The following is a 22,091-nucleotide window of genomic DNA, read 5'->3' as shown; positions in this document are numbered from 1 at the left end:
ATTAGATGCTGAAATACATATTTCTGCGTTTTGTGGCCATGATCCCCACGCTCGCGATCGCGAGCGTGCTGATCTACACGATCGTCGAACTGCCGCCGGGCGACTTTTTCGAAAGCTATGTCGCCGAGCTGGAGGCGTCCGGCGAGACGGTCGATCCGAAAAAGATCGAGTATCTCAGGGTCGAGTACGGCTTCGACAAGCCCGTGTGGCAGCGCTATTTCCAGTGGGTCTGGGGCATGTTCCACGGGGATTTCGGCTACTCCTTCGAATATGAACGCCCGGTATCGGAGCTCATCGGGAGCCGGCTGTTCCTGACCATGCTCCTGTCCTTCGTGACGATCATATTCACCTGGGTCGTCGCGTTCCCGATCGGCATCTACTCCGCGACCCACAAGTACTCCATGGGCGACTACGGCTTTACCTTTATCGGCCTGCTCGGACTGGCGACGCCGAATTTCCTGCTCGCATTGGTCATGATGTATTTCGCCAAGGTCTGGTTCGGAACCTCGATCGGCGGGCTGATGGACCCCGAATACATCAACGAGCCCATGAGCCTTGCGAAATTCGGCTCGATCATGGAGCACATGGTCATCCCGGTCATTGTCATCGGCACGGCCGGCACCGCCGCCATGATCCGGCGCATTCGCGCCAATCTGCTCGACGAGCTCAAGAAGCAATATGTCATTACCGCGCGCGCCAAGGGTGTTCCGCCGGTCCGCGCCGTCCTTAAATATCCGTTCCGCATGTCGCTGAATTTCTTCATCGCCGATATCGGCAACATCCTGCCGGCCATCGTATCGGGCGCAGAGGTTGTTGCGATCGTGCTGTCGCTTGAGACGACCGGGCCGCTGCTCATCTCGGCATTGCAGAGCCAGGACATGTACCTGGCCGGCACATTCCTGATGTTCCTGGCCGTGCTCACCGTCATCGGCGTTCTGATTTCCGATATCGCACTGGTCATCCTCGACCCGCGCATCCGGCTGCAGGGGAAGGCGCAGAAATGAGCGATTCCTCCCTTCCCAAGCCCGGCGAGCCGCTTGGGCATTTCGTATCTTCCGATCCCTTCGATCCGCTGGCCGCGGAAAAACTGACGCCGGAACAGGAGAAGTACTACTTCGCGTCTCAGCGCCAGTTGATCTGGTGGAAGTTCAAGCGCCACCGGCTCGCGGTCTATTCGTCCGTCTTCCTGCTGTTCTGCTACTTCGTCATCGCCTTTGCGGAGTTCTTTGCGCCCTATGATCTGGCGCACCGGCACATCGATAGTATCTACGCGCCGCCGCAAGGCATCCATCTGTTCGAGGACGGCAAATTCGTCGGACCCAGGGTCTACCAGCGCGTTCGCACCCTCGACCTCAACACGATGAAGCGCGAATACGCGGCCAACCTCGACAAGAGCTACGCCATCAACTTTTTCTGCAAGGGCGATCAGTACAAGCTCTGGGGGCTGATTGAAGGGAACAGGCACCTTTTCTGCGTTGAGGAGGGGGGCACGTTCTTCCTGCTCGGGACGGACCGGCTCGGCCGGGACATGTTCTCGCGCATTATTTACGGTGCGCGAATTTCAATCACCATCGGCCTGATCGGGATTGCCGTGAGTTTCGTGCTCGGCATCACCATCGGCGGGCTTGCCGGATATTACGGCGGCTGGGTCGATGTCGTCGTACAGCGCATTATCGAGGTGTTGCAGTCGATCCCGAGCATACCCTTGTGGATGGCGCTGGCGGCTATTCTTCCGGTCACCTGGAGCCCAATCCTGATCTATTTCGGCATAACGGTCATTCTCGGGCTGCTGGACTGGACGGGACTGGCCCGCGCCGTGCGCTCGAAATTGCTGTCATTGCGCGAGGAAGACTATGTGCTGGCGTCCCAGCTCCTCGGCGCAAAGCCACGCCGCATCATCATTCGGCATCTCATTCCCGGCTTCATGAGCCACCTCATCGCTTCGGCAACCATCACTATTCCGGCCATGATCCTCGGCGAAACTTCGCTCAGCTTCCTCGGTCTCGGGTTGCGTCCGCCGGTCACCAGTTGGGGCGTGCTCCTGAACGAAGCGCAGAATATCAACGTGGTCGTGCTTTATCCGTGGCTGATCCTGCCGGTCGTGCCGGTGATCCTCGTTATCCTGGCGTTTAATTTCATGGGTGACGGGCTGCGGGACGCGGCCGACCCCTATCACTGATTCCGCATAATCAGCGGATCGAGGGTCGTTTTGAAGATCGCCGCCACGGCGGGGACGTCGTGGTGGTCTCGCACATATTGCTGGCCTCGTTGGCCGAGCCGCGCGCGCAGTTGCGGTTCCTTGAGCAGGCCCGCCAGGGCCTCGGCAAAGGCACCCGTATCGTCCTCCGGTACAAGCAGGCCGCCGACATCGTTGGCGACCACCAGCGGAACGCCCGCGGTCTCGAACGCCACCACCGGCAGGCCGCGGGCCTGTGCCTCGAGGTAGACCAGGCCAATCGCCTCGCCGATGCCGGGCCAGATGAAGACGTCGCTTTCGTCGAAGAGCGTGAACATGTCCTCATGCGCGACGCTGCCGCGAAATTCCACCCGGCCCGGGTCGGCGAAGACGGGAAACCGTTCGATCACATCCCGTTCCGGACCTTCGCCGGCGACGGTCAGGGTCCAGGAGGCGTCCTCCAGTTTGGCAAGTGCCTCGGCAAGAAGCGTGTAGCTGCGCATCTTCGCGCCGGGCCGCATCATCCCGGCCGCCAGAAGCCGCGGCACGTCCGCCGCCGCTCCCGTCTCACCCACCGGGGGCAATGCGGACATGTCCAGAAAGGGCGGGATGCGGACAGCCGCGGACATGTCCGGCAGGAAGGTCTCGAGATATTGCCAGTCGCTGTCCTTGAGCACGAAATTCGCCGCCGCCTGGCGCACGGCCTCTTGTGTCGCGGCTCTGCCCTCCAGCCAGTCTGCCGGACCGCCCTGGCGCGTCCTGCAGGCTTCCGCGGTCACATAAGGAATGCCGAATTGGCGGCAAAGGGGCGATCCGAGCCAGTCCGGTGACTTGCAGTAGGGGTGATAGGTGAACCAGAGATCCGGAATGCTGGGCGGATCGTCCCGCCACAGCCGCTCGATCCTTGTTCTCTCGGCGGTCACATCCGACCGGCGCTTGTCGTAGAGTTCCGCGGCGGGCCGTTTCTGGTAGCTGATCACCTCCGAGATCAGGCTGACGTCGTAGCCGGCGATGCCAAGTGCACGCATCATCAGCCGCGCGATTTCCCGGTCGCCGGATGGAATGGGATGATCGGGCGACTTCAGCGGGGCGTAAAAGGCGACCTTAGCAGCCACTAGCGCACCTTTTCCGGCGCAGCCTCCAGCGCCTGCCTCAAAAACCGCACCGACTGCTCCGCGCCGTCCTGGCGGATGCTCGCCCAATCCGGCGGTGGCGCATCGAGTGCTCTCACGATCGCGGAGCAAACGGCGGAAGGAGTCTTGTCCTCATGGGACAGCATGACCGCCAGTCCGCGTGCATCGAGAAGCTGCGCCCGGCGGAGCTGTTCGGTCTCCTTGTCGTTCCACTGCGGGGCTATGATGGAGCGGCAGCCGGCAGCCATGATATCGGCGACCGTGTTGTATCCGGCGAGGGAAATCGACAAACGCGCACTTAGGAGCATGCGGAAGAGATCGGGTACGAACTCACGGACCGTGATGCCGAAGCGGTCAAGTCGGTCGCGGTCGGCGATATCCATGTAGGGGCCCGTCAGCAGGCACCATTGCGCGTCCTTGAGCGGCGAGGCGGATTTGGCTTCCGCCGCCGCCAACAGCAGTTCGCGGCCCAACAGCCCGCCGCCGGCGGACACGACGACATCGAACTGCTCTTGGGAGTCGAGGGTCGGAACCGACCTATCGGGAGTTACGATGCCGGTATAGCGCAACAGCCCGGCGATTTCGGAAGTGAACGGAAAGGTCGCCGAAAGGTCGATCAGGTTTTCATCGCCATGGACGAGAACGCCGTCGAAATAGCGCTGCAGGAGTTCGACGCTCTGTCGGTCCTTTGAGGTCTTGTTCCCTTCCTGCAAGATGTCGCGGACCGACGCGAAGATTTTCGGCCTCGGTTGCATTGCGGCCGCCGCATCCATGAGCGGCAGCAGCTCGAAGTGCATTTGCCGCCGGCCGAAGGGAAACGCCTCGGTCACGATGATATCGGGCCGGCAATCCGCCAGGATCTGCAGCACCGTGTCGCGGCGGCCGGCACGGTATTTATCGTCGGCGACGCTCCCGTCTTCGGTAATCAGATTGGAAAAGTCGCCCCTGGCGGAAGTCAGCGAGGGAAGGAAATGGATGCGCGCGCCGTGACCGTCGAAATACGGCAGTTTTTCGCCGCCATGGATCAGTTCCACATGGAACCCGTTTCGCACCAGCACCGCTACGATCCGCATCGTTCGGAACACGTGGCCGACGCCAAGCAGGTGCTGCACATAGTAAAGGACTGTCGGCTGCGATCTCATTGGGCCGCTTCTTGATAGCCTGCTTCCACCCCGACCTCTTCAAACAGTGCGAGCAGCTTCGTTATCTCGCCGCGATGGTCAAAGCCGGTCGCGACTTTGCGCGCACCTGCGGCACCCATGCGCTGGCGCATTGAGGGATCGCGCGCGAGACTTTCTATTGCGCGCGCCAGATCCCGTGCGTTGTCCGGCGGAACCAGCAATCCGTTCTCGCCGTCCTCGATCAGCTCGACAATACCGGAAATCGGAGACGAAACGCACGCAAGGCCCTGGCTCTGGGCCTCAACGAGGACATTCGGCAAACCGTCGCGGTCGCCATCCTTGGCGATGCGGCAGGGCAGGACGAACAAATCGCTCTCCCGGTATGTCCGCAACACGAATTCCTGCGGTTTCGCGCCGATCATTTCCGCCCGGTCAGACAGGCCCAGCCTTTCGATCTGTTCGGCAAGCTGCTTGTACAAAACACCACCGCCGATATGGGTCCACTTCCAGTGCAGGTCGCTCGGAAGCATCGCCAGGGCATCGAGCAGCGTGTCGATGCCCTTTTTTGCCACCGCCCGCCCGACCGTGATGATACGGACCGGATCGTCCACCCGGCTGCCGTCACGAACCGAAGCGGAATTCTCCGGCGGCGGAAACCGGCTGAGGTCGATACCGTGGTGGACCAGGTGAACGGAGTTCTTGTTGCCTGCAAGCGCCTCCAGGTGCTCAAAGCCGCTGCGAGTGCAGGTGACGGTCCAAGTGGCATTGTCGAGTTTTTCCGACAGTTCCCAGTCCGGAGACGTCCATATGTCCTTGGCATGCGCGGAACAGCTCCAGCCGGTGCCAGTCATGGTGTGCGCGTAATAAGCGACGGAGCCGGGCGTGTGGATAAAATGCGCATAGAGCCAGTCCGTGTCGCCGGGCAGTTCGCGGGCAAGGACAAGGGCCTGTCCGAAGCGCCGGATCCGGTTGCGGGTCCGGTCCCGTTTCAGGTCCTTCAGGAATGTCCGCAGCGCCGCTTTGTAGCCCGGTTTCTTCCGGGCTGACAGCCAGCCGCGAAGGACGCGCAGCGGCGCTTCATGCAGATATTCGGGCAGATACGTGATCCTGGCCTTGATTTCCGAATGGATGGGATGGCGCGACGTGTCTGTCGGGCGTCTCAGGGAAAACAGATGCAGATTGTATCCGGCCCACTCGAGTTCAAGCAGTTCCTGGGCGATGAATGTTTCGGAAAGCCGCGGATAACCTTTCAGGACGACGACGATATTCCCGCCCATTATCCCACATTCTCCACCTCGAAAGGTGCTTTGCTCCGCATTTCGAGTATGGAACCGACTTTGCGGCAGATCCGCTCCAGGCCCGAAGAATCGAAACAATAGCCCTGTCCGGGCTTGTCGGCATCCGCGATCAATGCGCGTATGGCGGACGCGAATCCATCGGGATCGGTCGCATCCTCGGCCCGCACGACCTCGCAAAGTCCGAGCTCACGGGCGCGTTCCGCCCGGATCAATTGCTCCATGCGCGGTGTTTGGCGGGGAACGAACAGAACCCGTTTTTCGCGGGCAACGACTTCGCAGAACGTATTGTACCCGCACATGCCGATGACGGCCTTGGACTGTCGGATCAGCGCCTCGGGTTCGGTGTTGAAGCCGATCACCTGGACACCGTCGATCCGCTCCGCCCGCGCCCTGATCTGTTTCTCGTGCTGTGCGCCGGAGAACGGGCCGAGCAGCAGTACGGCGGGGCAGGGTATGGTCGCATCGTGCTCATAGGCATTCAGCACAGCATTCATCAGGAAATCGCCGTCGCCGCCGCCGCCAGCGGTCACAAGCAGATACTCCTCCGGCAATCCGGGGACCGGCACCTGCTCGAATTCGGGATGCGGCTGGTAGAGGTAACCGGTATAGCTGCAGCGACTAAGCACGGACTGTGGCAGGTCGAGATGGGCGAGGGGATTGTAGAAATCCTCGGACCCGTAAATCCAGATCTGATCGTAAAGGCCTTCTATGGCGCCATATATGCCTTTGTTTTTCCATTCTTTTTTTAGTTTCTCGGCCTCGTCGAGAACGTCGCGCAAACCCAGGATCAGCGTCGTGCCGCGTGCTTTCATGTGGCCGAGTGCGTCCGTCAGTTCGCCGCACAGTCCGAGCGGCTCCTTGTCGGCAATGAAAATGTCCGCGGGGTGTTTGTGTATGAAATCCAAAATGACCGAACGGCGTGCCTCGATGACCTGCGAGAGGCTCATCTGCGCATTGGCGGCGCGGTATTGGCCGTCCGGCTGTTTTTCGACCTGGTCTATTTCGACGAACCGTATGCGCGGATGGCTGGCATATTCGCCCGACAGGCCAGAACCGGTGATAATGGTGGCGTCCAGTCCGGGAAAAGCATCGACCAGCGAGCGCGCTATTTTTCGGTTGCGCCTTATATGACCAAGACCAAAGGTGTCGTGGCTGTAGAGTATGAGGTGCGCAGCGGTGCTCACGGGTGCCAACTTGCCATGTTCGGAGTTTAAACCTTGGTTTATCGCAGATTGCCAGGCCTTGCGCGGATTGTCCGCGCCGACGCTATTTTAAATCCTCGATCCTGACAGGGCCTTAACAAAGGGAAAAGCCCGGATTTCGCTGAATCGTACATAGGCGGTTGCGTTTCATATGTCACGGTCCTTTTGCGCTAATGTGAACCAAGTTGACAGGGGCGACAAACCGATTCGACTGGTTTTACGCGGCAACAGGCTGATAATGTGCGAAAAAAGGCCGGTGAATGCGGCGCCGGCAGCGGGTGACACCATGAATTCCACATCGAAATTGTTGTTCAACACAGTGCTTGCGGCCGTGGTGCTGCTCCTTTTGGCAGCACAGGCAGGCCACGCGCAATCATCCCTGCTGCAGTCCGTCGCCGGCGAAACGGGCTCTGAAAAGACCGAGACCGACGCCCTGAACACCCTCATCGAGGATGCCAAGGCCGAGGGGTCGACGGTCATCGTCATAGCGCCGCCATCGGCTGCGGCCGCAGGAGACGAGAACACGATGGAAATGGCCATGAGCAGTGAGATGCTGTTGATGGCACGCAAGAATGTCAGGCACATGCTGATTGAAGCCGGCGATTTCCGGGAACGGCTGGTGGAAGCGCTCGAGCGTGCGAGCCCCGACGGAGCGCCGTGGTGGCTTGCCTGGGCGGTCGGAACAGCCTTGTTCGGAATGGTCCTCGGGCTTGCTATCTACAAGGTGGTCGGGCGCTGGATCCGCGATCAGTTTGCCGGTTACTACAAGTCGGAGGACCTGACCCGCGCTGACAAGCTGACCTATCTGATGCTGCGCGGCGGATTGATCCTGTTCTCGACGGCCATCATGTTTTCCGTCGCGATCCTGGTGGCGGTCGTGCTCGACTACGAGCACGAGCCGTCGCGCATGACGATTTTCACGATCGTCGCCATATATGCGAGCTACCGCATACTCAGATACGTGATAATGCTGAACTTCTTCGCGCCGGACCTTCCGACGCACCGCATGATCAATCTCGACGACAAGCGGGCGCGCAAGCTCTACAACGACTGGATCTATGTCATCCTGGCATCCAGCTACATCCTCGGCATCATCGCCTGGGTGCGCGGTCTCGGCATAGACAATGACAGCTATCGCCTCTTGGCCATCGGCGGCCTTGGCATCGCCTGCATACTCATGGCTACGCTGACCATCATCCACCGCAAGGATACCTACGACATCGTCTGCGGTGTCGGCAGGGACGGCGTGGTTCCTCCTTGGCGCAACTTCGCTGCGCGGGCGACGACGCCGCTTTTGCTGCTCTACATCGTTGTCTCCTGGGTGGTGAGTTCCTTCCGGCTGTCGCTGGGACTGCCCGGCGGCTACATCATCATAATGGCGCCCATCATCGTGTTCATCGGCGGTGCGGTGGCGTACGCCATCGCCATTGTCGTGCTCGACCGCATCTATGAACGGCGCGCGAAGAACTATCGGCACATGCAGATCATCAAGCTTCGGCGCGCCCGCGCCGATGCGCGCCGTCGCGAGGCGGCGGAACGCATTGCCGCGGAAGCCGAGGTCGATGCGGAAGCGATGATCGGCGAGGGCGAAGAGATGATCGTCCACCATGTCGAGCCGCCCGTGGATGAGGATATAGACCTTGAGTACAAGCCGCTTTTCAAGCGGCTGATCGAGAACGCCATCGTCACGCTGATATTTGTCTTTGCGGTCGGAGAGCTCGGACGTCTGTGGGGCGTCAATTATGACCGTGTGGGCGGTCACCCGCTGGCGACGATCCTCGATAGCATCCTCATCGTGGTCTACACCTACCTGGCCTACCAGGCCGTCAATCTCTTCATCGACCAGAAGATCATCGAGGAGGGCGGTTCGCTCGACAACACGCCGGCGAGCCCGGGCGAGGGGGACAGCGAGGGCGGCACTGGTGAATCGCGCATGGCGACGCTGCTTCCCATTTTCCGCAGCGTTTTCATCGTGTTGCTGGTCATGGTGTCGGCTGCGTTCATCCTCTCCGACTGGGGCGTCAACATCGCGCCGCTGTTTGCCGGCGCCGGGGTGGTCGGCCTTGCCATCGGCTTCGGCGCGCAGACCCTGATCCGCGACATCTTCTCGGGCGTGTTCTTCCTGGTCGACGATGCCTTCCGCAAGGGCGAATATATCGAGGTTGGCACGGTCAAGGGCGTCATCGAAAAAATCTCCATGCGGTCCTTCCAGTTGCGCCACCACCTCGGGGCGGTCCACACCATACCCTTCGGCGAAATCAAGCAACTGACCAATTACTCGCGCGACTGGGTGATGATGAAGCTCCCCCTGCGGCTGACCTACGGCACCGATGTTGAACGCGTGCGCAAGCTGATCAAGAAGCTCGGCCAGGAGCTACTCGAACACGATCAGATCGGCCACCTGTTCCTGCAGCCGTTGAAATCCCAGGGCGTCTACTCCATGGAGGACTCGGCGATGATCATAAGGGTCAAATTCATGACCCGCCCGGGCGACCAGTTCGTGACACGGAAAGTCATCTACGGCGCGATCAGGGACCTGTTCGAGAAGGAGGGGATCACGTTTGCGCACCGCGAGGTTACCGTACGGCTTGCCGAAGAGGGGCAGGCGGACAACCTGACGCCGCAGCAGAAGGAAGCGATCACCGGATCGGTACGCAGCGTCATCGACGAGGAGGATGCGCAAAGGGCACGGGGCGGCGCGCCGGATTCTTCAAAGGTGGCGGCATCGGAACGCTGACGGGCCTGCGGATACGAATTCACGGATCGCGAAGCTTTCTGTTGTAAATCGCGACGGACTCGGCGAAAGTCCGCTGATGTCTTGGGATGGCGCGGGGGCTGTGGTTGATAAAGGAGCGGGAACTTGACCTTATTTCCGACTTCGGCGCGCACAAGCCCGGTTACCTGCCGCGGCTTGTGTGGAAACTGGCGACGCACCGGAAAATAGACCGGCAGCGCCGCAAATTTATCCGCAAGAACATCGCCCGGCGTTTTCCCGGCCCCTACGACGTGAAGGTCGAAGGTGTGCTGATGCGCGCCTATCCGCTCGAGAACTACGATGACAGGACCGCGGTCGGCCGCGGCAATCTTCCCGAAGTGCCGGAACGCGATGTGATCAGACCGCTTCTCAAGCCCGGCATGGTCTTCGTCGATATTGGGGCGAATGTCGGAAGCTACAGCCTTTTTGTGGCCAGCCAGTGCGGGGACAATGCGACAATCCTTGCATTCGAGCCGCATCCGAGGACATTCAGCAAGCTGACATTCAACGTCCGCGCCAACGGTTTTTCGTCCATCGAAGCGATCAACCAGGGCGTCGGCAGGCAAAAGGCGCGGATGCGGCTATATTCCAGCGGCGGAACGAATATCGGAACCGCGTCCATCCTGCCGGAAGCGGCCACGGACCATCAGTTCGTCGACGTCAAGGTCGCTCCGCTCGCGGAAGCGCTGAAAACAAGGCTGATCGAGCGGATCGACCTTTTGAAGATCGATATAGAAGGCTTCGAGGACCGTGCGCTATTTCCGCTGCTGTCGCTCAAGCATCAGTCCTGTTGGCCGCGGGCGATACTGCTGGAAACGGTGCTCCGGCAGCTTTGGGAGGACGATTGCGTCAGCCGGCTGAAGCATCTCGGATATCGGATCGCCGCAAACACGGGTGAAAACCTGCTCATGCTTCACCCGATGACGGAAAAGCTCGAATCCTGATTGATCTCGCGCAGGCGGGAGAAGGCACCGAGCGAAATATCCATATCCAGATGGTCGAGATGAAAACGGACCGGGTCCCGGTCATGGTCATGGCCGTTCTCGCAGGCTTCTATCAGGGCCGCCATCATCTTTCCGGCGACCGGGGCGTTCTTGTACTGGTTGCCGCTGGTGCCCACCGCCATGTAGAACCCGCCCAGATCGCTGCGGTCGTAGATCGGCATCCAGTCTTCGGTGACGTCGTAGAGAGCAACTACGCCCCGCGCCTTGCCGGGAATATGAAGGTCCGGCATCCTCTGCGCCATCCGCATCACCAGCACGTTCCACTGTTCTGAAAAGCTGTCGTCGAAATTGTCCGGATCGTCGATCCATTCCTTCACATCGCACTCGGGATCCTCGGATCCGATGAGTATGTGGTTGCCGATCTCTGGGCGGCAGTAGGTCTGGATATCGCTGTCCGAATAGACGACACCCTCGTTCTCGAAATCGACGCCTTTCGGCGCCGGCACATGGGCGACCTCGTGGCGAAGCGCCCGTGTTGAAATATTCATGCCGCCATCGACGCCCGCCATAGCGTTGATTTTCGACGAGTGCGGACCTGCGACGTTGACCACGACCGGCGCTTCGATCCGACTGCCGTCATCCAGTAGGACACCGCAGACGCGGTCCGAGGACTTCAGCACCTCGACCACCGCACGGTTGAACAGGAACTCGGCGCCGTGTGCCTCTGCGGCACGCTGCACGTTGTGGGCCGAGAGTTTCGGATCGTTGACGTAACCGCCGTTCGGAAAGAACACCGCACCTTCGACGCTCGGGCCCGTTGGCTGTCCGAAACCCTCGTCATCGGGACGCTTTGCCGGCTCGTATTGCCGGGTATCGGCGTTCGGCATGCGTTGTGCGATGTCCGAAACGGCGACGTGTTCGTAGGGACAGCCGATCCGGTCCATCATGGCGCAGACCCGATCCAGATGGTGGTTGTGTTCGGTCTTGATCACCAGGCAGCCGGTATTGTGGTACTTTATGAGACCTTTTTCGTCCGTGACGCCGACGTAGTTTTGCCAGTCTTTCCAGTAGTGCCAGCCTTCATAGGCGATGGCGCAGGATTCCAGCGCCGAATAGTAGGTCCGGATGATCGCGCACGATCCGGAGGTCGAGCCGTAACCGGCCTCCGGCAGCTTGTCGATGGAAAGGGTCCGCAAGCCCTTCCTGGCCAGTTCGTAAGCGGTACAGGCGCCGATGACGCCGGCGCCGATAATGATGGCGTCATAGGACGAATGTGCGGGCATGTGCGGTTCTTTCCTGTTCGGTCGGCGCGGGCACTAGAGTGCGACGGAATTCGCTATTTCCGCGCGGTTCGCGATTACTGCATAGTCCGAACTCTTCAACTGCGCAAAGCCGTTCAGAAGCAGCGTGTCGGCAATGTCCGGCTCCAGCGCGGCCATGGCCTCGACGACGGCCAGATGCATCCGGTCCGCCGACCACTCGCCGCGCCGGGCACAGATCATCGGCAGTCCGGGCAACGGATCGGTCACCGCCAGCACCCGCAGTTCCGCGGCGGCCGCTTCATGCCGCTCCGCAAGGCGCCATGCGACGGCATCGATGGCGGCAACGTCGGCTTCCTTGCCCGCCACCATCCGGATGGAACCGCGATGCGAACCGCTTTGCACCGTCGACGAGAACACCTGCCCATCCTTGGCAAGATTGCGCAGATGGTACGCAAGCGCCGCGCAACCGGACTGCGAGCAGGGGCTGTTGAAGGCCAGCCGGCTGCCCTTCAGATCCTCTATGTTCGCGTAAGCGCTTTCGCGGCGTACGACGATGACGCTGAAATAGCTGCCGGCACCACAATCGATGTCGTAGGCCGGTGTCCCGACGACGGAAACGTGCCGGAGCAGATCGCGCACCAGCGGCAACCCGCATGTCTGTCCGAGCACAAGCCCCGGATTGCGCCAAAGCTCGGTGGCTGACACGTCTCGTTCGAGGCGATCGGGTGCCGGAAAGCCGTGGTCGCGCAGGCTGTCCCGCAGGCAGTTCCAGTAATGATCGTTCGCGGCGTGAACTTCCGGCCAGTCATACATGGGCAGGGTTGCGACGAACCCGTCAGCCGCCATCAGTGCCGCTGCCCGGTTTCGATCGGATAGACCACAGGTTCCTTGCGGTGGAACGCGAACCGCCGGAATATCTCGCCGTAGCTCTTGAAGAAGTAGCCCTTGTTCATGGCAAGGAACCGCGCCCGGTTGCGGCGGTAGAGCGACGGCAACTGGTGCCATGCCACCGCAGGATAGGCATGGTGAACTGCATGCAGGTTGTTGTTGAGAAACAGCAGGCTGAACGGGCCGCGGTCCTCGATGATGACCGAGCGGCCGCGCAGCGTTTCTTCCGCCTGGTGCTCCAGGTACGTGCGGACCATGAGGAGAGACAGGCCCATGTAGGCGCAGGCCAGGTACACCGGCAGCGGTATGGCGGACCACAGGTAGATCGCCAGCAGGACCGGCGGGACCAGGATCGCGTGCACGGCCCAGGCGAGCGCGACCCTGCGGTCGCCCCCGACGATGGCTCTGCCATCCGAAATCACAAGCCGGATTAGCGCGATGGTCGGACCGAGAAGCATGCGGCCGATGAGCGTATTGTTGGCTTCAAAGACAAGTTTGACCCACCGCGGCAGGCGCTGCCAGAAATCCTGTTCCAGGTACCAGCTTTCCGGGTCGTCATACGGATCGCATATGCGGGCGTTCTGGTGGTGTTCCAGATGCACGTCCTTGAAACGGAGATACGGGATGTAAAGGCCGATGGGTGGCAGAACGATCGCGTCATTTGCCCAGACGTGACGAAACGGATGCCCGTGCAGGCATTCATGCTGCAAGGACGAGTGCAGCGTGATGACCGGAATTGTCAGTATGGCGGCCAGGATCGGTGCGTATGCGGCCAGGCCGAAAACAAGTGCGGCCCACAATATATAACAAATTGCAATGAGAGCGGCCGTTCGCCACTCCGTTTTATCTTTAAGAATCATTCCTTTGTCCCCAAAAAACACGGCGTGATAATGGTCATAACCATCCGCCATAGACAATGTGGGAATGCGCGAATAAAAATGAGAATGCGATTTTGATTGTGTGGAAAATAGAAATAAATGAATAATCGTGATATTACACAACACATGGAGACAGAATACACAGACAAGCGGGACGTCGCCGAGGTCTTTCGCGACCGCATGGCCCTCCTGATTGCCCAAAAGGGGTTCAATCTCAGCCGCTTCGCCAAGAGCATCGGCATTGACCGCTCGGCACTCAGCCAGTTCCTCGCGCCCGGCTCCACCCGCCTTCCGCGGGCCGAAACCCTGTGCGCGATCGCCCGCACCTGCGGCGTGTCGCTCGACTGGCTGATGGGACTGATCGCCGCCGACACGTTCGGCGAGGAGACCGCGCCCATGCTCGAGGTCGAACGGGTCACCGACGATACCGGCAGCCGCATGATCGCCGAGTGGCACCGTGAGGCAATGGGTTACAAGATCCGCTACGTACCGAGCGCGCTGCCTGATCTCCTGCGCACGGAATCGGTACGCAACTACGAATTCTACACCCACGATCGTGACGACCGGCAGGTGCGCGACCAGCTGGCCAAGGACCAGCTCATCTATTCACGGCGGCCGGAGACCGACATGGAGGTCTGCATGCCGTTGCAGCGGCTGCAGGAGTTCGCCAGGGGGCAGGGGGTCTGGCGCGGCCTTCCCGAGGACATACGGCGCGAACAGCTCGATCACATGGTGGCCCTCATAACGGAGCTCTATCCCACCTTTCGTTTGTTCCTCTACGACGGCAGGGAAGCCTATGCGGCCCCTTACACGCTGTTCGGCCCGCTGCGCGCCGCGGTCTATCTGGGCAACATGTATCTGGTGGTAAATTCGGTCGAACACATCCGTGCGCTGGCCGGCCATTTCGACCAGTTGATCCGCATCGCCCGCTACGGTCCCGACCGGGTGTCCGAGTTCATCGTCGGTCTCTCGAGCGAACTGCCCAGCGACAATTGACTATGACTGAATGAAGCGGTCGAGCCGTGCGAACGCGTTGTAGATCGCATTTCGCGATGCAAAGCCGACGCCCTTGGCATCACGGAATTCCGCCGCCGCGACGATCAGGTCGATGTCACTCAGGAAGATCGTGACCTCTTCCGACCGGTCACGCTGTGGCAGGTAGTGGAACCACAGCCGCGCCGTGCGGTAATAGAGTTCGTCATAGGTGCGCAGCAGCAACGGATTGCCGATGATGCGGCAAATGGCCGTGTGCAGTTTCATATCGGCATTGGCAAAGAACGCCGGATCGGGCCGCTGCATGATTTTGCCGTAGGTCTCGCGGGCGTCGTGAATTGCCGAAACGGTCGCCTCGTCGATCGGATGCGGGTCGAGCACCCCGATCAGCGGCGCCAGTTCGATGCGCATCTGCACCGCCTGGCGCGCCTGTTCCAGGTCGAGCGGGGCGACGATTGTTCCGACCCCGTGCCGTGTAACGACAAGGCCTTCCTGGTCCATCCGCTGAAGCACGTTGCGCACCGGAGTCCTGCTGACCCCGAATTCCTCGCTCAGGCGGTCGACGTCAAGCCGGGTGCCCGGCTCGTATTGCAATGTCGTAATGCGCTGCCTGAGTGCCATGTGGATCTGATCGAAACGCTTGCGCCAGGGGCTGTTGTCATCGCTCGTCAGAAAAATATCCGGCAGTGAGCCGGCATCGTCGCTTATCGTGTCCGTTCCCATTACGGTTCCTAAAATAGTCGCCAGGCCGTATCTGTGCGTTATGCGCAATTTGCACATTTTGCATAATAAATAGGCAAAGCTACCAGTTTTCCTTGATCTGAGACAACAGGGGCTGAAACTTTTAAACGGTCACGGATCGGCAATGGTACAAAACCTGGCGCAATTGTCGTTTAGTGATGGTCCGCAAACGAATCCAAACACGGAAGATCCAGGATGAAAAGAACGACGATCGCACTCCTGACGACACTGCTCACCGCAACAGCGGCCTCGGCAACGGATGCCACGGGCCTCTGGCGTACGCAGTCCGCCTCGAACGGCGGTTACCTGCAGGTCAAGATTGAACCGTGCGGCGCCAGTCTGTGCGGCACCATCGCTGGCGCCTATACCTCTGACGGCAAGGCCGTTTCTGGTTACAAGAACGACGGAAAGCAGATGATCTGGGACATGAAGCCCGACGGTGCCGGCAAATGGGACGGCGGCAAGATCTGGTCGCCCGACGCGAACGTCACGGCAAACGGCAAACTGTCACTGGATGGCGGCAAGCTCACCGTTTCAGGCTGCAAGGGCCCGATCTGCCGCTCGCAGGAATGGACCCGGGTGGAGTAGCGGGATCGCTCCATACCGCACTCTGCCGGTTCGGCGCGGCTCCCACTGGCGTCGAAAACCCTGGCCCTGGCATTGCGCTGCCACGGCAGCACAAAATACGGGCAAAAAGAGGCCGCATGCTACTTGCGGAATCCGTTGGTATCTCCGGCTGGCAATTCTGAAATTTCGGAGGTGAAGGATGTCGACGACCGAAGACAATAAGCGGCTCGTTCGCGAGGCGTTTCGCCCCTGGGAGAGCGGCGATAGCGGTCCGTTTTTCGAGTTGATTGCCGATGACGTCCATTGGACCGTCATCGGAACCACTCCGGTATCGGGTGTTTATCATTCGAAGCAGGACCTTATCGATCATGCTTTTGGCCCGCTTCTCGCTCGACTGGCTGGCAAACTGACGACCACGTTCGTCGATCTCGCAGGCGAGCGAGACAAGTTGTTCCTTCGCTTTGAAAGCAGCGGGGTTTCACAATCCGGGGTTAGGTACGATCAGACCTATTGTTGGGCAATGGTCATGCGGGAGCGTCGTATTGTGGAGATTGTCGCCTATCTCGATACGGATTTACTGCGAAGGGTTCTTGCGTAGGACGCGCTGCAGGATGAGGCCGCCGAACGCACAAAGCGGATACGAATCAACATCACCAATCCGAAACTGGCGGCGCCGCGGTCTGCTATTGCTTAAGGTTATGGTTTTATTTGAGAATATTTGGTGAGCCGACAGGGGTTCGAACCCTGGACCTACTGATTAAAAGTCAGTTGCTCTACCAGCTGAGCTATCGGCTCCCGAAGGGCCCGACGGCCGCCCTCAAGAATTGCGCGGAACATATGCATGCCGTCTGACCGGGTCAACTGCAAAATGACATGATTCTGCTTCTTTTGGGAAATTCATTTCACCACGCAAAAAGGTGACTGGCGCGTGATCGCCAAGCATCCTATTAGAGGTCGTGAAACAAAGCGGAAAAGACATTTGAGCATCGCGGATATTTCAATCCTGGTCGCCATTTTCGCCGGCGGACTTTCCTTCCTGTCGCCGTGCGTACTGCCGCTTGTGCCGCCTTATCTCTGCTATATGGCGGGTGTCAGCATCGAGGATTTCCAGAACGGTCGGGAGAGCAATGTCGACGTCCGCCGCTCGGTCATGCTGGCCTCGCTGTTCTTCACGCTCGGCTTCTCGACCGTGTTCATTGCCCTTGGCGCGGGCGCGTCCACCATAGGTGCCTTGCTGCGCGCCCACAGTGTCATCCTGGCCCAGATCGCCGGGGTCGTCATCATTATCATGGGACTTCATTTCCTCGGCCTGTTCCGGATCGGACTGCTTTCCCGCGAGGCGCGATTCCAGGGCGGCGGCACGCCTGCCACCTTTACCGGCGCCTACATTATGGGCCTGGCCTTCGCCTTCGGCTGGACACCGTGCATCGGCCCCGTTCTCGGTGCCATCCTCGGCGTCGCCGGCGCGCGCGACACGGTTGGCGAGGGCGCCATACTGCTCGCCGCCTATTCCCTGGGCCTTGCAATTCCATTCTGGATCGCGGCCGGATTCTCAGGCGTTTTCATGCGTTTCCTGAAGCGGTTCCGTGAGCATCTCGGCAATGTCGAAAGGGCCATGGGTGGACTGCTCGTCCTGACCGGCCTGCTTTTCCTCACCGGCGGCATCTCGTACGTTGCCTACTGGATCCAGGACGCGTTTCCCATCCTGTCGAGGATCGGCTGAGGACGCCTCATCTCCGACGCGCCGGCAGGGTGGCCAGCAGCACGCCGCCAAGCACCAGGACAATGCCCGCAACGTGATGGAACTGCAGCCGCTCGCCAAGAAAGATGGTGGCAAGGACGACGCCGTAAACCGGCATCAGATACATGAATATGCCGGTCACCGACGCGCCCATCATGCGCAGCCCAAGCTGAAATCCGGAAAAGGCAAGAAGGGACGAGAACACGATGATGCCGGCTATGCCCTGCCACGCCGCACCGGTTGAAGGCATACGGGCGCCGGACAGGAATTCGTAGGCGGCAACCGGCAGGAGCAGCAATGCGCCGGATGCGCAAACCAGTCCGAATAGCGCCATGATTGGCAGGCGTGAAAGGCGCGGCCCGCGAAAGATGATCGAGTAGCCGGCCCAGGACGCCGCGGCGATGACGACACCTATATCGCCGGGATTGAGCGAACCGGATATCAGCCTCAGGATGCTGCCCTGAAACAGAATTGCAGCAACGCCGATGAAGGAAACGACGATTCCGGCCACTTCGCGGCCACGGATTGCCCGCGCGAAAAGGATCCGCTCGAGAAGGATGATGAACAGGGGCGACGTCGTATAGATCATCGTTGCATTCGTCGCCGTCGTGAACTGCAGGGATACGTAGAATCCGGCGCCCGAAAGCCACATGCCGAGAAACCCGAGTGCCAGCAGGGTTCCCGGGCGCTCCTTGACCAGTTCGAGACAGGCGCGGCCCGACCTCAGAACGAAAGGCAGCAGGATCAGCGCGCAGGCGCCCCAGCGCAGGAAGGCGAGCGTAAAGGGTGCAACCTCTGCCACCGTTGCGCGTCCGATGACGCCGTTGCTGGCGAACAGCAAGGGCGTGATCAGCATAACGGCGTAGGCGGCCGGCATGCGCAGGGAGGACGTGCCGACCGGCTGTTCGGAGGATGTCATGGGTTCGGGAAGGACCGGGCTTTCGCAATAAGAACAAATTCTTTAGACGTCCTGTATAGGATTTGCGGCAACAAAAGAACCCGAAATGGAGAATGCAATGGCGCGCAGTTGTCTGGCGGTGGTGCTTGCGGCGGGCGAAGGCACGCGGATGAAATCCGCCACATCCAAGGTTCTGCACGAGGTGGGCAATCTGCCGATGGTTGCCCACGTGGTCGGTGCTGCACAGTCGGCCGCGGTCGATGCCGTCGCGCTGGTTGTCGGTCGCGATGCCGACACGGTCAGTGCCGCCGCCGATACCGGTCTTCCCGTTGACACGTTCGAGCAGACCGAGCGGCTCGGCACCGCGCACGCGGTGCTTGCGGCGCGCGAGGCGATCGCGCGTGGTTTCGACGACATTCTTGTCGTCTTCGGCGACACCCCACTGATTACATCGGAGACGCTTTCGAATGCCAGGCGGTCATTGGCGGAAGGGGCCGATGTCGTCGTCATGGGATTTCGGACCGACAAACCGCACGGCTATGGCCGTCTGATAGAAGAAGGCGATCAGCTTGTCGCCATCCGGGAACACCGCGACGCGAGCGAAGCGGAGCGCGAGATCACCTTCTGCAATGGCGGCATGATGGCGATCGCCGGCAGCAAGGCCCTGGCATTGCTCGATACTGTCGGCAACGACAACGCGAAAGGCGAATTCTATCTCACCGATATCGTCGCCATCGCGCGCGAAAATGGCGGCTCGGTCGTCGCCGTCGAAGCCGGCGCCGAGGAGATACTCGGTGTCGACACGCGCGCCGGCCTCGCACGGGTGGAAGCGATTTGGCAGGCGCGAAAGCGCCACGACCTGATGATGGCCGGTGTAACGATGCGCGCGCCGGAAACTGTTTTTTTAAGCCACGACACGCTGATCGAGGCGGATACGGTTCTCGAGCCGAACATTGTTTTCGGACCGGGTGTCACTATCCGCAGCGGCGCCACCGTTCACGCGTTCAGCCATCTGGAAGGCGCCACGGTGGAAAGCGGATGCTCAGTCGGACCGTTCGCGCGGCTGCGGCCTGGCGCGGACCTCCATCCGGGCGCGAAGGTCGGCAATTTCTGCGAAGTCAAGAACGCGGCGATCGGCGCCGGTTCGAAGGTCAATCACCTGACCTATGTGGGCGATGCGGAAATCGGTGCGGACGCCAATATCGGCGCCGGCACCATTACCTGCAACTACGATGGTTTCAACAAGCACAAAACGACGATCGAGGAGGGTGCCTTCATCGGCTCGAATTCGTCGCTCGTCGCGCCGGTATCGGTCGGTAAAGATGCCTATGTGGCTTCGGGAAGTGTCATCACGAGCGATGTCCCGGACGACGCTCTGGCCTTCGGCCGCGCCCAGCAGGTAAACAAGGATGGACTTGGCAAGAAGCTCCGCGAACGCCTGAAACTCGACAAGGAACGGCGGCAAAAGACTGGAAATTAGGCTCTTTTTGCCTGTATTTGTTCATAAAATCAGATTTTACCATGTTATTGAATTTGAAACCGGTGCCGTTTGCAGTGCACGGCCGATTGGTTATCAAGGCATCGATCTGAGGGGTAATTTATGTGCGGAATCGTTGGAATCATCGGCAAACAGCCGGTTGCGCCGCTGCTCGTCGATGCGCTGAAACGGCTCGAATACCGTGGCTACGATTCGGCCGGGGTGGCAACATTGCTCGACGGCCGGCTGGACCGGCGCAGGGCTGAAGGCAAGCTCGCGAACCTCGAAACCGAGTTGTCGCACCATCCGCTGGACGGAAATGTCGGCATCGGCCACACACGCTGGGCGACGCACGGCGCCCCGACGCAACAGAATGCGCATCCGCACTTTTGCGAAGGCGTGGCGGTCGTGCACAACGGGATCATCGAGAATTTCTCCGAGATCCGCGAACAGCTTACGGCCAGGGGCGCGCAATTTACCACGGAAACGGACACCGAGGTCGTTGCGCAGCTACTCGCCAGCCTTATCCGCAACGGCAAATCGCCGCGCGAGGCCATGCAGGCGACACTGGGGCTGATCAAGGGCGCCTACGCGCTCGCCGTTCTTTTCGACAGCGAAGACGGCAAGATCATGGGCGCGCGCAACGGACCGCCGCTCGCGGTCGGCCACGGCGAGGGCGAGATGTTCCTGGGCTCGGATGCGATCGCGCTTTCGCCGTTCACCGATGAGATCACTTATCTCGAGGATGGCGATTGGGCTGTCGTTGGGCGCGACGGCGTCGAGATCTTCGACACCGCCGGCAATGCGGTCGAACGCCCGCGCTCGAGGGCCTCGACAGCCTACGCGCAGGTGGAAAAAGGCAACCACCGCCATTTCATGGAGAAGGAGATATACGAGCAGCCGGAGGTCGTGTCGCACACGCTGGCGCACTATATCGACTTCACCGCGGGAAAGGTCCGCAACTTCGCGTCGGATCTCAATTTTTCCGCCATTGACGGCATCAAGATCGCCGCCTGCGGCACCGCCTATTATGCCGGGCAGATCGGCAAATACTGGTTCGAGCGCTACGCGCGCCTGCCGGTCGAGATCGATGTGGCCTCCGAGTTTCGCTACAGGGAAATGCCATTACCCGGCAATCAGGCGGCGCTGTTCGTGTCTCAATCGGGCGAAACCGCCGACACGCTGGCCTCGCTCCGCTATTGCAAGGAGCACGGGCTGACGATCGGGGCGATCGTGAATGTACGCGAATCAACCATCGCCCGTGAGGCCGATACCGTGTTCCCGACGCTGGCCGGCCCCGAGATCGGCGTTGCCTCGACCAAGGCCTTCACGTGCCAGCTTGCGACCTTTGCCGCTTTGGCCATCGCGGCCGGCCGAGCCCGCGGCACGCTCATTGCCGACGAAGAGGCCAACATGGTGCGGGCGCTTTCAGAAGCGCCCCGCATCGCCTCGACCGTGCTCAACACCATTCAGCCGCAGCTTGAGAACCTCTCGCGGGAACTGTCGAAATACAAGAATGTGCTCTATCTCGGCAGGGGAACGAACTTCACACTGGCGATGGAAGGGGCGCTCAAGCTCAAGGAGATATCCTATATCCACGCCGAGGGTTATGCCGCGGGCGAGCTGAAACACGGGCCGATCGCACTGATTGACGAGAACATGCCCGTCATCGTGATCGCGCCCTACGACCGTCACTATGAAAAGACCATCTCAAACATGCAGGAGGTTGCCGCGCGCGGCGGCCGCATCATCTTCGTGACGGACGAGAACGGCGCCGCCGCATCGACACTGGAAACGCTGGCGACCATCACCCTGCCGAATGTCGACGAACTGATGATGCCGCTGATCTTTACGCTGCCGATTCAACTGATCGCGTATCATACGGCTGTGTTCATGGGAACGGACGTCGATCAGCCCCGCAATCTGGCCAAGTCGGTAACGGTCGAGTAACGGGAAAGCGGCCGGAACGGGCGGTATCTGCGCTTGTTGCTAGCCGCCGATCTTCCTATATTAGTTC

The 22,091-nt window shown here is 60.4% G+C and carries 19 protein-coding genes and 1 tRNA gene; 10 read left to right on the top strand and 10 right to left on the bottom strand.

Going from position 1 to position 22,091, the window contains the following annotated elements; genetic code table 11:
- The first annotated feature begins 5 nt into the window (after positions 1-5).
- Both E4M07_RS06220 and E4M07_RS06215 read left to right on the top strand, forming a co-directional pair.
- Positions 6-1,004, top strand: a complete 999-nt coding sequence (locus tag E4M07_RS06220; RefSeq protein ID WP_136657388.1) for an ABC transporter permease — start codon at positions 6-8, stop codon at positions 1,002-1,004.
- The gene (locus E4M07_RS06215) at positions 1,001-2,179 is read left to right on the top strand and encodes an ABC transporter permease (RefSeq protein WP_136657387.1); all 1,179 of its coding nucleotides are present in this window, start codon (positions 1,001-1,003) and stop codon (positions 2,177-2,179) included. The genes E4M07_RS06220 and E4M07_RS06215 overlap by 4 nt, the downstream gene beginning before the upstream one ends.
- Here E4M07_RS06215 and E4M07_RS06210 read toward each other — a convergent pair.
- From E4M07_RS06210 to E4M07_RS06195, 4 genes are read right to left on the bottom strand one after another with little or no spacing between them, the layout of a single operon-like run.
- On the bottom strand, positions 2,173-3,291 hold the full coding sequence (locus E4M07_RS06210; protein WP_136657386.1) for a glycosyltransferase family 4 protein: 1,119 nt from the start codon (positions 3,289-3,291) through the stop codon (positions 2,173-2,175). The genes E4M07_RS06215 and E4M07_RS06210 overlap by 7 nt on opposite strands.
- Entirely contained in the window at positions 3,291-4,451 is a 1,161-nt protein-coding gene (locus E4M07_RS06205; protein WP_136657385.1) for a glycosyltransferase, read from the bottom strand. The genes E4M07_RS06210 and E4M07_RS06205 overlap by 1 nt, the downstream gene beginning before the upstream one ends.
- The gene (locus E4M07_RS06200) at positions 4,448-5,707 is read right to left on the bottom strand and encodes a glycosyltransferase family 4 protein (protein WP_136657384.1); all 1,260 of its coding nucleotides are present in this window, start codon (positions 5,705-5,707) and stop codon (positions 4,448-4,450) included. The genes E4M07_RS06205 and E4M07_RS06200 overlap by 4 nt, the downstream gene beginning before the upstream one ends.
- Positions 5,707-6,912, bottom strand: coding sequence for a glycosyltransferase (locus E4M07_RS06195; RefSeq protein WP_136657383.1), 1,206 nt, complete (start codon positions 6,910-6,912; stop codon positions 5,707-5,709). The genes E4M07_RS06200 and E4M07_RS06195 overlap by 1 nt, the downstream gene beginning before the upstream one ends.
- Positions 6,913-7,216: 304 nt before the next feature.
- Between E4M07_RS06195 and E4M07_RS06190 the strand changes: the two genes are divergently transcribed.
- Positions 7,217-9,667, top strand: a complete 2,451-nt coding sequence (locus E4M07_RS06190; protein WP_169054105.1) for a mechanosensitive ion channel family protein — start codon at positions 7,217-7,219, stop codon at positions 9,665-9,667.
- Positions 9,668-9,771: 104 nt separating this feature from the next.
- Entirely contained in the window at positions 9,772-10,629 is an 858-nt protein-coding gene (locus E4M07_RS06185; RefSeq protein ID WP_169054104.1) for an FkbM family methyltransferase, read from the top strand.
- On the opposite strand, the gene E4M07_RS06180 is transcribed toward E4M07_RS06185, so the two are convergent.
- Genes E4M07_RS06180 through E4M07_RS06170 form a run of 3 tightly spaced genes read right to left on the bottom strand, consistent with a single transcriptional unit; the run spans position 10,599 to position 13,579 of the window.
- Positions 10,599-11,912 carry an FAD-dependent oxidoreductase gene (locus tag E4M07_RS06180; RefSeq protein WP_136657380.1) on the bottom strand — a complete coding sequence of 438 codons (1,314 nt, stop codon included), beginning with the start codon at positions 11,910-11,912 and terminating at the stop codon, positions 10,599-10,601. The two genes, E4M07_RS06185 and E4M07_RS06180, sit on opposite strands and share 31 nt — an antisense overlap.
- 33 nt (positions 11,913-11,945) lie before the next feature.
- Positions 11,946-12,737: a PhnD/SsuA/transferrin family substrate-binding protein gene (locus E4M07_RS06175; protein ID WP_136657379.1), complete on the bottom strand. Its 792-nt coding sequence runs from the start codon at positions 12,735-12,737 to the stop codon at positions 11,946-11,948.
- Positions 12,737-13,579 carry a fatty acid desaturase gene (locus tag E4M07_RS06170; protein ID WP_206057178.1) on the bottom strand — a complete coding sequence of 281 codons (843 nt, stop codon included), beginning with the start codon at positions 13,577-13,579 and terminating at the stop codon, positions 12,737-12,739. Before E4M07_RS06170 ends, E4M07_RS06175 begins: the two co-directional genes overlap by 1 nt.
- Positions 13,580-13,756: 177 nt before the next feature.
- Between E4M07_RS06170 and E4M07_RS06165 the strand changes: the two genes are divergently transcribed.
- On the top strand, positions 13,757-14,653 hold the full coding sequence (locus tag E4M07_RS06165; protein WP_246660369.1) for a helix-turn-helix transcriptional regulator: 897 nt from the start codon (positions 13,757-13,759) through the stop codon (positions 14,651-14,653).
- Here E4M07_RS06165 and E4M07_RS06160 read toward each other — a convergent pair whose 3' ends face one another.
- Positions 14,654-15,373 (bottom strand): GntR family transcriptional regulator, encoded by a 720-nt coding sequence (locus E4M07_RS06160; protein ID WP_169054103.1) that lies wholly within the window; start codon positions 15,371-15,373, stop codon positions 14,654-14,656.
- Positions 15,374-15,586: 213 nt separating this feature from the next.
- On the opposite strand from E4M07_RS06160, the gene E4M07_RS06155 reads away from it, so the two are divergent.
- Entirely contained in the window at positions 15,587-15,979 is a 393-nt protein-coding gene (locus tag E4M07_RS06155; RefSeq protein ID WP_136657375.1) for a DUF2147 domain-containing protein, read from the top strand.
- A 178-nt stretch (positions 15,980-16,157) separates the two neighbouring features.
- Positions 16,158-16,556 carry a nuclear transport factor 2 family protein gene (locus E4M07_RS06150; RefSeq protein WP_136657374.1) on the top strand — a complete coding sequence of 133 codons (399 nt, stop codon included), beginning with the start codon at positions 16,158-16,160 and terminating at the stop codon, positions 16,554-16,556.
- A 121-nt stretch (positions 16,557-16,677) separates the two neighbouring features.
- Here E4M07_RS06150 and E4M07_RS06145 read toward each other — a convergent pair.
- Positions 16,678-16,753, bottom strand: a tRNA-Lys gene (locus E4M07_RS06145).
- A gap of 184 nt (positions 16,754-16,937) precedes the next feature.
- On the opposite strand from E4M07_RS06145, the gene E4M07_RS06140 reads away from it, so the two are divergent.
- On the top strand, positions 16,938-17,681 hold the full coding sequence (locus E4M07_RS06140) for a cytochrome c biogenesis CcdA family protein (RefSeq protein WP_136657373.1): 744 nt from the start codon (positions 16,938-16,940) through the stop codon (positions 17,679-17,681).
- A gap of 7 nt (positions 17,682-17,688) precedes the next feature.
- Here the strand turns inward: E4M07_RS06140 and E4M07_RS06135 are convergent, their stop codons facing one another.
- Positions 17,689-18,618: a DMT family transporter gene (locus E4M07_RS06135; protein WP_136657372.1), complete on the bottom strand. Its 930-nt coding sequence runs from the start codon at positions 18,616-18,618 to the stop codon at positions 17,689-17,691.
- Positions 18,619-18,715: 97 nt separating this feature from the next.
- Between E4M07_RS06135 and glmU the strand changes: the two genes are divergently transcribed.
- Together glmU and glmS are read left to right on the top strand one after the other, a co-directional pair.
- Positions 18,716-20,077: a bifunctional UDP-N-acetylglucosamine diphosphorylase/glucosamine-1-phosphate N-acetyltransferase GlmU gene (gene glmU / locus E4M07_RS06130; RefSeq protein ID WP_136657371.1), complete on the top strand. Its 1,362-nt coding sequence runs from the start codon at positions 18,716-18,718 to the stop codon at positions 20,075-20,077.
- A 120-nt stretch (positions 20,078-20,197) separates the two neighbouring features.
- Positions 20,198-22,024 carry a glutamine--fructose-6-phosphate transaminase (isomerizing) gene (gene glmS / locus E4M07_RS06125; protein ID WP_136657370.1) on the top strand — a complete coding sequence of 609 codons (1,827 nt, stop codon included), beginning with the start codon at positions 20,198-20,200 and terminating at the stop codon, positions 22,022-22,024.
- Positions 22,025-22,091 lie beyond the last annotated feature (67 nt).

Origin of the sequence: Nitratireductor sp. XY-223 (assembly GCF_004959855.1) — a bacterium.
Taxonomy (GTDB): domain Bacteria; phylum Pseudomonadota; class Alphaproteobacteria; order Rhizobiales; family Rhizobiaceae; genus Hoeflea_A.
Note: the sequence above shows the minus strand (reverse complement) of the source record. Positions and strands in the feature narration are given on the sequence as shown.

What these genes read in the sequence shown, in the direction of transcription:
- E4M07_RS06220 (WP_136657388.1), top strand. Translation starts at nt 6, where the DNA reads ATGCTGAAATACATATTTCTGCGTTTTGTGGCCATGATCCCCACGCTC.
- E4M07_RS06165 (WP_246660369.1), top strand. Translation starts at nt 13,757, where the DNA reads ATGAATAATCGTGATATTACACAACACATGGAGACAGAATACACAGAC.
- E4M07_RS06180 (WP_136657380.1), bottom strand. Translation starts at nt 11,912, where the DNA reads ATGCCCGCACATTCGTCCTATGACGCCATCATTATCGGCGCCGGCGTC.
- E4M07_RS06205 (WP_136657385.1), bottom strand. Translation starts at nt 4,451, where the DNA reads ATGAGATCGCAGCCGACAGTCCTTTACTATGTGCAGCACCTGCTTGGC.
- E4M07_RS06160 (WP_169054103.1), bottom strand. Translation starts at nt 15,373, where the DNA reads ATGGGAACGGACACGATAAGCGACGATGCCGGCTCACTGCCGGATATT.
- E4M07_RS06135 (WP_136657372.1), bottom strand. Translation starts at nt 18,618, where the DNA reads ATGACATCCTCCGAACAGCCGGTCGGCACGTCCTCCCTGCGCATGCCG.
- E4M07_RS06215 (WP_136657387.1), top strand. Translation starts at nt 1,001, where the DNA reads ATGAGCGATTCCTCCCTTCCCAAGCCCGGCGAGCCGCTTGGGCATTTC.
- E4M07_RS06155 (WP_136657375.1), top strand. Translation starts at nt 15,587, where the DNA reads ATGAAAAGAACGACGATCGCACTCCTGACGACACTGCTCACCGCAACA.
- glmS (WP_136657370.1), top strand. Translation starts at nt 20,198, where the DNA reads ATGTGCGGAATCGTTGGAATCATCGGCAAACAGCCGGTTGCGCCGCTG.
- E4M07_RS06175 (WP_136657379.1), bottom strand. Translation starts at nt 12,737, where the DNA reads ATGGCGGCTGACGGGTTCGTCGCAACCCTGCCCATGTATGACTGGCCG.
- E4M07_RS06150 (WP_136657374.1), top strand. Translation starts at nt 16,158, where the DNA reads ATGTCGACGACCGAAGACAATAAGCGGCTCGTTCGCGAGGCGTTTCGC.
- E4M07_RS06190 (WP_169054105.1), top strand. Translation starts at nt 7,217, where the DNA reads ATGAATTCCACATCGAAATTGTTGTTCAACACAGTGCTTGCGGCCGTG.
- glmU (WP_136657371.1), top strand. Translation starts at nt 18,716, where the DNA reads ATGGCGCGCAGTTGTCTGGCGGTGGTGCTTGCGGCGGGCGAAGGCACG.
- E4M07_RS06200 (WP_136657384.1), bottom strand. Translation starts at nt 5,707, where the DNA reads ATGGGCGGGAATATCGTCGTCGTCCTGAAAGGTTATCCGCGGCTTTCC.